Here is a 13,311-nt window from a genome sequence, read left to right as displayed (position 1 = left end):
TCAGGTCTTGAAGTAGGCCACTTGCGCATCCAGCGCGTCGGCAATGGCCGACAGCATCCGTGCGGTGCCCGCGGTGTCCTGCATGCGGCCGTTGGTCTGCTCGATCATCCGCGCAATCTCTTCAACCCGCTGAGCAATGCTGGTCGAGGCCTCGCTCTGCTCACGGGTCGCGTCGGCGACGTCACGGATGCGCTCAAGCGTGTGGGTCGCACCGTCGCGAATCGCACGCAGCACCTCAGCGGCACCACTCGCCAGCCGCACGCCTTCGTCGGCCTGTGGCATCGCGGCCTGCATGACATCGGTCACCGCACCGGTCTCGCTCTGGATCGACTGGATCATCGTCTCGATTTCAACGGTCGCCGCAGCGGTACGTTCGGCGAGCTTGCGCACCTCATCCGCAACCACGGCGAAACCGCGCCCCTGTTCCCCGGCACGCGCGGCTTCGATCGCTGCGTTAAGCGCGAGGAGATTGGTCTGCCCTGCAATGTCCTTGATCACCGACGCGATTCCGCCGATTTGGCCGGCACGTTGTGCGAGCACTTCGATCCGCGTCGCCGCGTTCGCCACCGTGCCGGATAGCGCCTGGATGCCTTCGCGTGCGCGCTCCACCTGGTTCTGGCCTTCCTGTGCCAGCCGCGCAGCCTCCGCCGAGTAGGTCTGCGTGTCATGAGCCGAATCCGAGATATGCCCGATGCTCACCGTCATCTCTTCGACTGCGGCGGCCATGCTGGACGTGGCGTCCACCTGCTGTTGCGCCAGTTCCGCAACCTCGCCCGACACCGCCGCGATGTTCGACGCGCCGTCGCGCATACGTGCGGACTCGCCGCGAATCTGCGCCAGCACGTCGCGGATCGCGGTACGCGCCACGTCAAAGGAAGCAAGGACACTTCCGCTCGCCGCTTTGCCGACACTTGCCGTGAGATCACCTTGAGCGGCTCGCGCCATGACCTGGATGGCACTCGCCGGTTCGCCGCCAATCTGACGCAGCACACTGCGTGAGACCGCCCATCCGATACCGCCAACCACACATAAGACAGCGACGAACAACGCCACGCCGGCAATCAACTCGTCGCGCATCTGCCGTTCTACATCGTCCATCCATGCGCCGGTTCCGACGAACCAGTTCCAGCCATCAAACCGCATCACGTACTGCAGCTTCGGAACAGGCTCAGCCCCTGCCTTGCGGGGGAACATCGAGTCGACGAATGCATCCGCGCGACCACTGAGGGCATCAATCAAGTCCTGGACAGGGTAGCGCCCGCGACCATCGCGCAGCGTTTGCGCCACGTTTGTACCGATCAACTCCTTGCGAACGTGATAGACGTTCACCCCGTCCATCTGATAGACGTAGAGGTACTCGGTCTTGTGGTCATCGCCGCCGTAGCGGATCAGTGCAATCGCTTCCAGCGCCGCCTTTTGCGCAGCCTCTCGCGGCATACCTTCCGCTTCCTTGGCCGCGTAGAACGCCAATACATGGTGGGCGGATTCCACGACGGCGCGAATCGTCGCCTTGCGGCCCTCGATCATCGTGCTGCGCTGCTCCATCGCCGAGGCGATCAAGAGCAGGAACACGGCAGCACAGGCGCTGCCGAGCATGACGAGAATCTTTGTCTTGAGTTTAAGTGCGTCGAGCATTGCTGTTTCCCAGTCAAGTACGTGCCTGCCCGAGTTGGGGGCAAGCACTCACGATGGGCATTACGGTCGGCGCACTGTCCGCTGGAGCGTAGTTCTACGTAGTGGATTTTCCGCTCCGCATGACGATTGAGATGGATCAATCAAGAGGAGCGGAGCCGAAAGCGCCCGAGCGTACAGAGCGCCGACGCAAGCGCGCTCGCGCGGTTCATCTCCCGCGAGGCACGCTCGCCTGCTAGCCTGAAGGCTAGCGACATACTTTCAGGAGCCCACCGCCATGCCCGAACGCACGCTCAAACTTGGCAGTCGCCTGATCCTGCTGGATGCGCGGCCTGATCGGCTCGATCTGCGCGACCTGCCCTACCGCCCGCCGGTGACAAGCTTGCCGCAGCGCTGGCCGGATGACGCAGCGGTGGCAAAGCTCTTGCCGGCGTATCGCAAGGCCGGGCTGGTACTGGATCAGAAGAAGGATGGCGCCTGCACCGGCTTTGGCCTGGCGGCGGTGGTGAACTTCCTGCGCTGGCGTGCCAGCGGCTTTACCCTGGACGCCTCGCAGCGCGTGAGCCCCTGGATGTTCTACCAACTCGCCCGCTTCTACGATGAGTGGCCCGGCGAGCGCTACGAAGGCTCATCGGCACGCGGCGCGCTGAAGGGTTGGCACCGTCACGGGGTGTGCCTCGAGACGCTGTGGGGCGCACGCGGGCGACGGCCGAATTCGAAGTGGGCCGAGGATGCGGTCACGCGGCCGCTCGGTGTGTACTACCGGGTCGATCGGCAGTCGGTGGTCGACCTGCAAGCAGCGATCTCGCAGGCAGGTGCAGTGTATGTCGCGGCGAACGTCCATGCCGGCTGGCATCTCAAACCACGCAAGGGCAGCGCCCGTGTGTCACATGCCAGCCTGCCGGCGATCACACGCCAGCCGGGCATGGGCGGCCATGCCTTCGCATTGGTCGGCTACAACGAGAACGGCTTCGTCGTGCAGAACTCCTGGGGTGAGGATTGGGGCGCTGGCGGTTTCGCACTGCTGCCTTACGAGGACTGGGCCGACAACGGGCTCGATGCATGGGTCGCCGGGCTGGGCGTGCCCCTGGCGATCGGCGGCGCCAATGGTGGGCGCGGCGCACCGGCGAAAAGCCGCCAGTTCTTCGTGGCTTCACGCAGCGGTGGAAGCGGCTTGCTGTCGTCGTCGAACGATGCACAGGCCACTGCCGCAAACACGTGGAGTGAAGAGGCCGCTTACTGGCACACCCTGGTCACCGGCAACGATGGCACCGTGCTGCGCCGGCTGCCGCAGGTTGCGGACGGTGCCGACAACGCACGCTTCGTCGCCTACGAACAACCGCTCGCACGCTTCAAGGCGCAGGCCAAGGGCAGCCCGCGGCGGCTGGTGGTGTACGCGCATGGCGGGCTCAACAGTGAAGCCGATTCGATCAAGCGCATCCGCAGTCTTGGCCCCGCCTTCGATGACAACGGCCTGCATCCGCTTTTCGTGACCTGGAAGAGCGGTTGGGCGGAGGTGATCGGCCAAATGCTCGCGGACGGCTTCCGCAAGAACTTCCCCGGCGAGGATGAACCCGCACGCGGGCTTGGCGACCGCATTGTCGACGCGACGGACCGGGCACTGGAGGCGTTGTGTCGCCAGCTGCTGGTGCGCGCGATGTGGAGTGAGATGAAGGAAAACGTCGCCCGTGCAGAGTACGACGGCCAGGGCCTCGACGCGCTGGCTACTCAGATCGCCGCGCTGGCGAAGGATGCCGGCAAGGGTTTCGAACTCCACCTGGTCGGCCACTCGGCAGGGTCTTTCGTCTGCGGTCGATTGCTGAGCGAACTGGCCAAGCATTCGGTCAGTGCAGCAAGCTGCACGCTCTACGCGCCCGCTTGCGATCTGGATTTCGCACTGACGCACTACAAGGCGGCGATCGACAGCGGCCAGCTACCGGCGGCGCGTTTTGATATCCATGCTTTGTCCGATCGGCGCGAACTGGACGACAGCGTCGGCCCGTATCGCAAATCGTTGCTCTACCTGGTGAGCCGCGCGCTGGAGCGCTGGCACAAGACGCCGCTGCTGGGCATGGCGAGCGCCTTCGACCCTGCCTGCAACAGCGGCGAGTACTGGCATCGCGATGCGCTCGGGAGCGTCACTGCGTGGCAGGCGTTCTGGTGGGGCACAACCGCACCAAGCGGGTTCGCCGACGACCCTGCGAAGTTGGCAGACGGACGCCTGCATCTGCTCGATGCTGCGCAGGTCAGCAATGGTGCGCGCCAGATCGCCACTGCGCACGGGTGCTTCGACAACAGCGTCGACATCGTGCGCGCCACGATAGAGCGCATGACAGGCAGCGCGGCCACCGCGCCGTTCGGGCCGCTCACGGGCTAATCCGCAGCCTTACAGGCGGGCGATCTCGCGATAGCGCTGCAAGCGCGTATCCACCGGCTCGCCCCTCTGCGCAGCATCACGCCCAGCGGCGACGGCCCCGCCGCGCACCGCATCGCTGAAGCTGACGCGAGCCGACTCCTCCACCTCGGGCATGTCGGCCCGCTCATCGACAGGCACGCGATCGCGGCGCACCGCCAGATCCCGCAGCCAGGGCGAACGCGCCAGGCTGGTGGCCGCAACGCCGGTCGAGCGGTCTTGCGCAAACACGGCATGTACTCCGCTCTGCTGCGTTCAGCAGTCCGCGCTCGGCATACCCAGCGGCCTGCGCTCACTTCGCCGCAGGCGCGCGCCGTTCGCCACGTCGTACAGATCGAGGTTCCAGGCCTTCATCGCCTGGTTCACCAGTACCGCCTCGCCGTCGGCAAGCCGCCCGTCGGCATTCACGATGTCGAGTACCGCACGCAGCATGCGCTTGCGCGTCAGCGGGTCCTGGATATCCGCGAGCAGCGCGTCGATCGTGTCTTCGTCCAGCTCGATCTGACCCGACTCGCCACGGTTTGCGGAGACCAGCATGTCCTCGCAGAACTCGCGCACCACGCGATCGAAGCGAGGGTGATCCAGACCGAGGCGCGAAACGACTTCATGACGCTCGAGCGCCTCGATCTCGTTGAGATCGATCGCGCCGTCGGCCAGCAGTGCAAGGGCGACAACGCGGGCCTTTGCTTCGGGGCTATCAGAGGGGTAGTGGCGCATGGTGTTCTCCTGTTCGCGTGAATCGGCTTGGGTTCGCTGCCAACCATCGCAGCGTCTTGGGTGCAAGATTGCCAAGCGCAGCGCATTAGCACCAATTAAACTAATTGTTATCTCGCATTTGCTCCGACTAATCCATGCCGCGCCGCCGCATTACCTTCCGCCAGCTCGAAACGTTTGCCGCCGTCGCCCGCCTGCAGAGCTTCACGCGTGCAGCCGATGCGCTGCACCTGACGCAACCGGCCGTGTCGATCCAGATCCGCCAGATCGCGGATGCGATCGGCCTGCCGCTGTTCGAACAGCACGGGCGTGAAGTGCTGCTGACCAGCGCCGGCGAAGAGCTGTTGGAGACGGTGCGCAGCCTGGACGATGTGTGGAACCGGTTTGAATCGGCCATCGACGACATCAAGGGCCTGCGGCGCGGCAAACTGCGAGTGGCCCTGGTCACCACGGCCAAGTACTTTCTGCCACGGATGCTCGGCGCGTTCTGCAAGCGCTACCCGGAGATCGACATCGAGCTCGAGATCGCCAGCCGCGACAAGATTGTCGAGCGCCTGCGCGGCAACCAGGATGACCTTTACGTGATGTCGCATCCGCCGGCCGATATCGATATCGTCAGCTACCCGTTCCTCGATAACGAATACGTCGTGATCGCGCCACTCAATCACCGCGCCGTTGGCCAAAGCGTGACGCTGCGGGATCTGGCGGACGAGCCTTTCCTGCTGCGCGAGACCGGCTCGGGCTCCAGACTCGCGGTGGACCAGCATCTGCGGGAGACCGGCATCGCGCTCAAGGTGCGGCTATCGCTGGCCAGCAACGAGGCAATCCGCGAACTGGTCGCCAGTGGCATGGGCCTGGCGATCCTGTCGCGCCACGCGCTCGGCGGGCAACCCGCCGAGGCCGGAATTGCGGTACTCGACGTTACGGACTTTGTGCTCAAGCGACCATGGACGGTGGTCCACCTTCGCAGCAAACTCCTGTCTTTGCCCGCGCAGGCCTTTCTCGACGCACTGCTGCACACCGGGCTCGCGTAATCGGACAACGCCCTTGCGAGCCACGCCGCACAACACCCAACAAGAGGGACCCCAATGTCTTCCGCGCCCCCCAACTTCACCGACGTCCTCTCCGGCGCAGGCCCGCGGCGGCCGATGCGCGAGGTGTTGCGCGAACTCGCCGATTCACTCGATGACAGCGCCTACCTCGACAACTACGGCGAGGGCGAATACCTCGCCGCTTTCGAAGCGGAAGTCGCCCAGATGTTCGGCAAGGAGGCGGCCGTCTTCCTGCCCTCCGGCACGCTGGCGCAATTGATCGCGCTACGGGTGTGGTGCGGGCGGCGCGGCAACTTCAGCGTGGCGATGCACCCGAGCGCGCATCCGGAGTTCGCCGAGCACGGTGGCTATCACTTCCTGCACGGCATGCACCGCTTGCAGTTCGGCGCGCCGGAGTTCCCTGCCGAGCGCATGCCCACCGCCAAGGATTTCGAAGCCCTCGGCCAAACGCCCGGTTGTGCCTTGCTGGAACTGCCCTGCCGGCCGCTCGGGGGTCAGCTGCCGCCGTGGGACGACCTCGTCGCCACCCGCGACTGGGCGCAGGCGCGCGGGGTGCCGCTGCATCTGGATGGCGCACGGATCTGGTCCTGCCGCCCGTTCTACGGCAAAACCTACGCCGAGATCGCGGCGCAGTTCGACAGCGTGTACGTCTCCTTCTACAAGGATCTCGGCGGCCTCAGCGGCGCGATGCTGCTGGGCAGCGCGGATTTCATCCGCGAGGCGCGGGTGTGGCAGGTACGACACGGCGGTCGGCTGCGCACGCAGGGGCCATTCGTGGCGGCGGCGCGCACCGGCCTACAGCGGACGCTGCCGCAGATCGACCAGTGGGTGGCCCGCGCGCAAGCGGCGGCGGAGATCCTCTCGCGCTTCGATGCGATCACGATCAACCCGACCGTGCCGCAGGTGAACTTCTTCCAGCTCTATATCCGTGGCGACGCCGCCGCACTCACCGAGCGACACCACGCGCTGGCGAAGGAAACCGGCATCTTCCTGTTTCACGCGCTATCGCCCACCGTGGTGCCCGGCCTCGCCCGCACCGAGATCCACTGCTGGGCGCCGGCAACGGACTTCGACCTCGACCGCCTGGCGCCCTTTGTCGAACGCCTGCTGGCCGCGGACTGAGCGACCCGCTCAGGCGCGCCGCTCGTCCTCGTCGAAGTAGGTCCAGGCGAGGATGCGGCTGCGCTTCTGCCCTTGCGCCATCTCGATCACGCGGTGCTCGCGCGCACCGACCGCGCGCAGCGCCCGTTGCGCCACCGGGATGGTCGTCGCCTTCGAGACGAGCGAGCTGAACCAAAGGCACTGTTCGCTGTAATCAGCGCTCTCCGCGATCATGCGGCGGATGAAGCCTTCTTCGCCGCCGGGGCAGTGCAATTCCGCGCCGTGCCCGCCGAAGTTGAGTCGTGGCGCAGCGCCCTGCGGATCGGCCTTGCCGAGGTTGCGCCACTTGCGTTCGCTGCCCGCACGCGCTTCGGCCAGCGAGGCATGGAAAGGCGGGTTGCAGAGCGTCAGGTGGAAGCGTTCGCGCTCGCCGATCATGCCGCGGAAGATCGCGCGCGCGGTCGGTTGAAAGCGCAGCTCAATCGCGTCGGCGAAGGCCGAGTTCGCGTCCAGCGTGGCCTGCGCGCAAGCCAGCGCATCACGGTCGATATCGAAGCCGACAAAGTGCCAGCCGTATTCGCCATGCCCGATCAGCGGGTAGATACAGTTCGCACCGACACCGACATCGAGCACCCGCACCGCGCCGCCAGTGGGAATCTCGCCACCGTGTCGTTCGGCGAGCAGGTCTGCGAGGTAGTGCAGGTAATCGGCACGGCCGGGGATCGGCGGGCACAGGTACTGCGGCGGCAGATCCCAGCCGGCGATGCCGTAGTTGAGCTTGAGCAGCGCACGATTCAGCGCGCGCACCGCGGCCGGGTCGGCGAAGTCGATCGAATCGTCGCCATACGCGTTGCGGGCCACGAAACGGGCTAGATCCGGGCTGCACCCGATCAGCTGCGCAAAGTCGTAACGGCCGCGCTGGCGGTTGCGCGGGTGCAGGCCGCTCTTGCTAGCCGGCAGGGGCGTGGAAGGGGTTGGCGTGTGGCGCATCGGGTAACCAGGGGTTTCCGCCTTGCAGCGGCAAGCCGGCATGGTAAGCCAATCCGCGCGGACGACCTTGGCCGTGGCGAAGCTCAGTCGGGCGGGAAGCCGCACATGCCGATATCGAAATCCGCTGTCGGCAAGCAGCGTAGATCGGGATGCGGGCTGCAATGCTCCTTGCGATAGCAGAATGAACCGCCACCATCGGCGCACAGCGTGGTGACGACGACGTCACTGGGCTCCCCGGCGGACTCGTCCACCAGCACGACGGTGCCGCGATACGGGGAGCGCCGATCGAACCAGGGCACATCGGTAGCGCGCGAGTGAGCCTTGAAGCGGTACGCGTGGCCGGCCTCGAACCGGTATTGCAGCACGCACACCGACTGCGGCGCCGAGTAGGCCACCGCGCGTGCATCGGTGAACTCGATCCAGTGATCGCCGGGCGCAAGCTCGGCACGGCGGGCGGCCCAAGGGAAGCCGGCCATGCGCTCGCCATCCACCGCCGAGATGAAGATCTCGCCGCTGTAGATCAGGTACTCGCGGAAGTAGCCTTCAAGGCTGGCGATCTCGTCGCGCGGCCGGTCGAGCTGCGGATACGTCGCCCAGGTATGGCAGCCGGCCAGGCCCAGCGCTGCACACAGCAACGCGAGGCACCGACCGCGCGTGCTCACGCAAGCCTCAGGAACATCGGCAACACCTCGAGTGGCGCGGGGTGGGCGCGCAGCCAGCCGCCAGCGAACTCGGCTTCGCTCCAGTAGTCGCGCCAGCGGCCCGGCGGCAGCCAGATGTCGCGCGCGGTCTGGCCCTCGACCAGCACCGGCGCGACGAGCAGGTCGTCGCCGAGCAGGTACTGGTCGGCAATCGCGGCGGCTTCGGCGCGATCCGGCGCGGCCCAGATCATCGGCCGGATCGGCGGCGTGCCATCCACCGTCGCCTGCCGTGCAGCGGCGAGCCGCCGCGGGGCGAGCGCGACATGCAGGTCGGCATAGCGCCGGCCGATTGTGTCGACGGCCTCGCCCAATTCCCACGGCGGGATCGAGAACTGGATTGCGAGCATTGGTGCGCAGGCCTGGGTCCAGCGGATCATCAGCTCGGGCGACACGGTGTTGCCGTAGGCATTGCCGCCGACCATGTCGGGCAATACGAAGGGGTAGCCGACCAGACCCAGTGCAAGTGCCTGCGTGACGACGGACGCCAGGCCGTTGTCCTCGCCCCAGGTGCTGAACTTGTCCCACTGGCGGTAGAGGATCGCGTTGCGCTGGCCGCGCCAGCCGCAGCGGGCTTCGCCGTAGGGGAAATGTTCGGCGGCGAAATCCGCCCACAGCCGGCTGTATTCGCTGCGCTCGATCGGTGTGTGCGTCACCGCGTCGGCGGGCAGGAAGTTGGCTTCGCCGGCATCGAACTTGTAGCCGGCGATGCCGGTGGCCGCCTGCAGCGCCTTGAGCTTCGCCGCCCACCAGTCTCGTGCGGCAGGGCTCGTCAGATCGAGCAGGCAGGCTTCGCCCTGCCACCAGCGCGCTGGGTAGGGCGAACCGTCGGCATGGCGTACCACATGGCCCAGCGCCTGCGCTTCGGCGGTGTTCGTGGCGCCGTCGGCAAGGAAGGGCGTGATCCACAGCGTCGTGGCAAAGCCCAGCTCTTGCAACGTGGCGACCAACCCGGCGGCGTCGGGAAAGCGTTGCGGGTCGAACTCAGTGGCGCCGTACGCGGCCTGCCAGCGGTCGTCGATTTCCAGCGTCGCGCCGGGGTAGGCGTGAGCGCGGATCGCATGCGCGAATTCGAGCACCCGCTCGGCGTTGATATCGGCCTTGTACTTCGCCCAGGTGGTCCAGATCGGCGCAGCGAGCAAGGGTTCGGCCGGGATCGCCTTGGGGTGACCGAACACACCGAGCGCCTCGCGATAGGCGCCGGGCAGGTCGCCCGCGCAGATCAGGCGCAGGCTTGTCGGCTGCGTGGCGTGCAACACAAGCCGGCGCGCGGTCGGATCGGCGCTGAGCGTCGGTCGCACGCCGTCGGCCTCGAACACGGACACCCAGCCGCGCCCGGCATCGCCCGCAGCAGCATCGCCCATCGGGTTGATGCCGGCGTGCAACGCCTCGCTGAGCACTTCGGACTGCACCGCGATGCCGCTCGACGTCAGCCACAGCGCTTCCTGGATGCAGCCGTGTCCGGCCGGGCCGTTGTCCCAGCTCATCAACGGCGACGGCGCCAAGCTCATGCGGTCGAGCGGAAACACCTGGCGGACGAAGCTGCCTTGCCCGTACCAGTGGGCATGGGCAGGGATCTCGATGCTCAGTGTCGCGCCGGCCGGCAAGTGGAGTCGCCAGGATCCACCTTCGGACACGGCCAGCACGGCAGCGGCATGAGTACGCGTGTCGCCGGCCTCGACCAGTTCGATACGCTGGGTCGTGCCGCTGGCGGACAAGTCCGCCAGCACGCTGCCGTAGCGGTATAGCGCTGCATGCGGGCCGTGGGGCCGCAGTGTCACGGCGTCAAGCGGCGGGTTGCCTGTCATGGTGCGGCCTCCGTCAGCGCGCTCGCGCAACGATCAGGACTGACGGAACTGATCGTGGCAGCGGGTGCATGTTTGCTCAAGCCGGCTCGCCGCCGGTTTGATGGCGTCGAGTGAGCGCTTGCGCGACGCCTCGAGCAAGGCATCGGCATCATCCTGAACCTGCTTGGCCAGTTGATGGAAGGCCTCGGGCTGTTGCCACACGGCGTCCTTCGCGCGCCCGACCTCGCTCGCCTGCTTCATCTCCGGGAACAGCGGCCAGGGTTGGCGTGAGAGGCGCTGCAGCGCCTCGGCATCGCGTATCGCCGCATCGGCGTCATAGTCCTGCTTCTCTTTCACATAGGCGAGCAGATGTTCGCGCGCCTTGGTCATCTCCTTGAAGACCTTGCGCCGCTGCGCCACAGGAGAATTGGGATCGACGCGGTCACAGCCGGCGACGCCGGCCAGCATCAAAACAAGAAGAACTGAGGACGACAGGCGAAACGAAGACATCGGAACTCCACAAACGAATGGCTGGGCGCAGCATCTTGCTTCCCTCACGCCATGATGCCAGCCCGACGAGGAACGCGTTCGGCGCCAACCGATCATCCCCCGTTTCTGCATTCCACGCCGAGCGGGCTGCAGTTCATCGCAGCCCGGCTGCAGCCTGCCTCGCCGCACCCTACAGTGCGCCGCAACGGCCAACACCCCGGCCGCCCCAAGCGCGAGGCCACAAAATGAAAGGCTCCACCCTGATTGCCCTGCTTACCGCCGGCGCGATCCTGCTGTTCGCGGCAGTCGCCTTCGGCGGCGAACTGCCCCCCTTCCCCGGAACGCTCTCCGGTATCGTCGTGGTCTCGGCCGCGCCGAGCCTGGCCCAAAAGGCCTGCTGAAACACGTACGGAACAGAACATGACTGAAGAAGCCAAGGACACCCGCAGCACTGACGCCCACAAACGGGTGGAGGGCTGGATCCGCCGGACCAACTGGAGCTCGCTGCTGCTGACAGGCTTCGGCGTGTTGATTGCCCACCGCCTGATCGGTGCCACGCTGGGCATGCGCGCCTGGGTATCGGTGATCACCGCCGTCGCCATCACGATGGCCCTGTTCGGATGGAAGCTCTGGCTGGTTGGCCCGGACAGCCTCAAGACCGAGTTCCGCGAGCGCTGGCAGCGGCTGTCTGACTGGCTCGCCGTAGTCGGCTGGTGGCGGCTGATCTTTGTCAGCCTGTTTGGCTTCATTGCGGCGGGCATTGCTTCGGATGCACTGTCCGGCCACGGCGAGTTCATCGGGCTGGTTTTCGCCGCCATCCTGGTACTGATCGCCACCAAGATTGCGCGTGGCGCCCAGCCGCGCAATGGAGCCGGCGTGCTGCGCGCCGGCGACGAGGCGAAGTCGGTCGAGATCGGCCCGCACGGCATCGACGTCGTCAAACGCCATCCGGACGGCAGCATCGCCAAGCAGGTCAAGATTGGCGTAGAAGGCGTCTCGGTGCAGCGCGGCGCCGGCCCAGCAAGCGCGTCAGCCTATGGCGCAGACATTGGCGCCGCCGAAACGGAGGACAGCACGCGCAGCTGGTTGCAGCGCCTGACCTGGGGCCGCCTGATGCTGATCGGCCTGCTACTGCTGATCGCCGCCGGCATTGCCAACAGCCTGATCAAGCCGGAAAAGCACTCGGTCGTCAAAATCATCCGCAGTGACAACGCTGATAGTAGCGCCAGCATGCCGGTCCCGCCCAAAGCGCCCGTTGCCCCCAAGGCGCCGATGGCTCCCAACGCGCCGGAGGCCCGCGCCGATGCCATGGCCGAAGCCGCCGACGCAGCTGCGGACGCCGCAGACGCAGTTGCCGACGCCGCCGACGCAAGCGCCCCGGTGGCCGGGCAATCCACGCCGAAAGCCCATCGCAACAAGGACTCGCAGGATGTGAAGATCGGGCCGCGCGGCATCGAGGTGATCGAACGCGATGCCGACGGCAAGGTGTCACAGCACGTGAAGATCGGCATCGATGGCATCAAGGTCACCGACGGCGGGGATAACACCGACGTGGACATCAGCGTGCCGGAGCTGCGCAGCATTCCGGGCCTGACGCCGGAGAAGGCGAAGGAGATCGAGGACCGCATCCGCAACGAGGTTGAAGCGGCCTCCGAGCGCGCACAAGACACGCAGCGCACAATCGACTTCGCGCCGATCGCCTTTCTGGTGGTGGTAAGCCTTGCCATCATGAAACTGCTCGCCGGCGGCAAGCGCCGTGCGGAGCTCGATGCCGGCAGCGCCCGCGTCGCCGCCGATATGGCGCGGCTTGAGCGCGAAGCGGCCGACGCCAAGCTGCACGCGATGCAGGCGCAGATCGAACCGCACTTCCTGTTCAACACCCTCGCCTCGGTCGATCAGCTGATCCGCACCGATCCGCAACGCGCCTCGCAGGTGCAGAAGACGCTGATCCAGTACCTGCGCGCGGCGATTCCGCAGATGCGCGACGACGCCCAACGCAGCACGCTCGGCCGCCAGGTGAAGATGTCGCAGGCCTATCTGGAGATCATGCAGGTGCGCATGGAAGAGCGGCTCGCGTTCAGCTTTGATGCGCCGGAAGGCCTCAGCTGCGCGGAGTTTCCGTCGATGATGCTGCAGACGCTGATCGAGAACTGCATCAAGCACGGCCTTGAACCGAAACCCGAAGGTGGCCGTATCGACGTGAAGGCGGAAGTCGCCCGCGGCAAGCTGCGCGTGAAAGTCAGCGACACCGGTGTCGGCTTCACCGCGGATGCCAAGGACGGCGTCGGCCTCGCCAACATCCGCGAGCGCCTGCGCCTGCTCTACGGCAACACCGCATCGCTGACGCTCACACCGAACGAAGGCGGCGGCACCGTCGCCACGATCGAATTGCCCTACCGCGACGACGACGCGCAGCAGACGAAGGTTTGCTGACA

Annotated in this window: 12 protein-coding genes; 5 read left to right on the top strand and 7 right to left on the bottom strand. The window is 66.4% G+C overall.

Going from position 1 to position 13,311, the window contains the following annotated elements:
• On the bottom strand, positions 1–1,635 hold the full coding sequence (locus HH302_RS12595; protein WP_172202498.1) for a methyl-accepting chemotaxis protein: 1,635 nt from the start codon (positions 1,633–1,635) through the stop codon (positions 1–3).
• 274 nt (positions 1,636–1,909) lie between these two features.
• Here HH302_RS12595 and HH302_RS12590 point away from each other — a divergent pair, with 274 nt between their 5' ends.
• Positions 1,910–4,009: a C1 family peptidase gene (locus HH302_RS12590; RefSeq protein ID WP_172202497.1), complete on the top strand. Its 2,100-nt coding sequence runs from the start codon at positions 1,910–1,912 to the stop codon at positions 4,007–4,009.
• Between the two features lie 9 nt (positions 4,010–4,018).
• On the opposite strand, the gene HH302_RS12585 is transcribed toward HH302_RS12590, so the two are convergent.
• Both HH302_RS12585 and HH302_RS12580 read right to left on the bottom strand, forming a co-directional pair.
• Positions 4,019–4,276, bottom strand: coding sequence for a hypothetical protein (locus HH302_RS12585; RefSeq protein ID WP_172202496.1), 258 nt, complete (start codon positions 4,274–4,276; stop codon positions 4,019–4,021).
• 24 nt (positions 4,277–4,300) lie between these two features.
• On the bottom strand, positions 4,301–4,762 hold the full coding sequence (locus tag HH302_RS12580) for a TerB family tellurite resistance protein (RefSeq protein WP_172202495.1): 462 nt from the start codon (positions 4,760–4,762) through the stop codon (positions 4,301–4,303).
• A gap of 134 nt (positions 4,763–4,896) precedes the next feature.
• On the opposite strand from HH302_RS12580, the gene HH302_RS12575 reads away from it, so the two are divergent.
• Entirely contained in the window at positions 4,897–5,793 is an 897-nt protein-coding gene (locus HH302_RS12575; RefSeq protein WP_172202494.1) for a LysR family transcriptional regulator, read from the top strand.
• Positions 5,794–5,847: 54 nt separating this feature from the next.
• Positions 5,848–6,933: a low specificity L-threonine aldolase gene (locus tag HH302_RS12570; RefSeq protein ID WP_172202493.1), complete on the top strand. Its 1,086-nt coding sequence runs from the start codon at positions 5,848–5,850 to the stop codon at positions 6,931–6,933.
• Positions 6,934–6,942: 9 nt separating this feature from the next.
• Here the strand turns inward: HH302_RS12570 and rlmF are convergent, their stop codons facing one another.
• Genes rlmF through HH302_RS12550 form a run of 4 tightly spaced genes read right to left on the bottom strand, consistent with a single transcriptional unit; the run spans position 6,943 to position 10,897 of the window.
• The gene (rlmF, locus tag HH302_RS12565) at positions 6,943–7,944 is read right to left on the bottom strand and encodes a 23S rRNA (adenine(1618)-N(6))-methyltransferase RlmF (protein WP_253946093.1); all 1,002 of its coding nucleotides are present in this window, start codon (positions 7,942–7,944) and stop codon (positions 6,943–6,945) included.
• Between the two features lie 41 nt (positions 7,945–7,985).
• Positions 7,986–8,564, bottom strand: a complete 579-nt coding sequence (locus tag HH302_RS12560; RefSeq protein WP_172202492.1) for a hypothetical protein — start codon at positions 8,562–8,564, stop codon at positions 7,986–7,988.
• A complete protein-coding gene (locus tag HH302_RS12555) occupies positions 8,561–10,408 on the bottom strand; it encodes a glycoside hydrolase family 31 protein (RefSeq protein ID WP_172202491.1) in 1,848 nt (615 codons plus the stop codon). The genes HH302_RS12560 and HH302_RS12555 overlap by 4 nt, the downstream gene beginning before the upstream one ends.
• 33 nt (positions 10,409–10,441) lie before the next feature.
• Entirely contained in the window at positions 10,442–10,897 is a 456-nt protein-coding gene (locus HH302_RS12550) for a cytochrome c (protein ID WP_172202490.1), read from the bottom strand.
• A 224-nt stretch (positions 10,898–11,121) separates the two neighbouring features.
• On the opposite strand from HH302_RS12550, the gene HH302_RS12545 reads away from it, so the two are divergent.
• Both HH302_RS12545 and HH302_RS12540 read left to right on the top strand, forming a co-directional pair.
• Positions 11,122–11,277 (top strand): hypothetical protein, encoded by a 156-nt coding sequence (locus HH302_RS12545; protein ID WP_172202489.1) that lies wholly within the window; start codon positions 11,122–11,124, stop codon positions 11,275–11,277.
• 19 nt (positions 11,278–11,296) lie between these two features.
• On the top strand, positions 11,297–13,309 hold the full coding sequence (locus HH302_RS12540) for a sensor histidine kinase (protein ID WP_172202488.1): 2,013 nt from the start codon (positions 11,297–11,299) through the stop codon (positions 13,307–13,309).
• The last annotated feature ends 2 nt before the right edge of the window (positions 13,310–13,311 follow it).

Origin of the sequence: Niveibacterium sp. COAC-50 (assembly GCF_013184235.1) — a bacterium.
Lineage (GTDB): Bacteria > Pseudomonadota > Gammaproteobacteria > Burkholderiales > Rhodocyclaceae > Niveibacterium > Niveibacterium microcysteis.
This window is presented reverse-complemented; position numbering and strand designations above follow the sequence as displayed.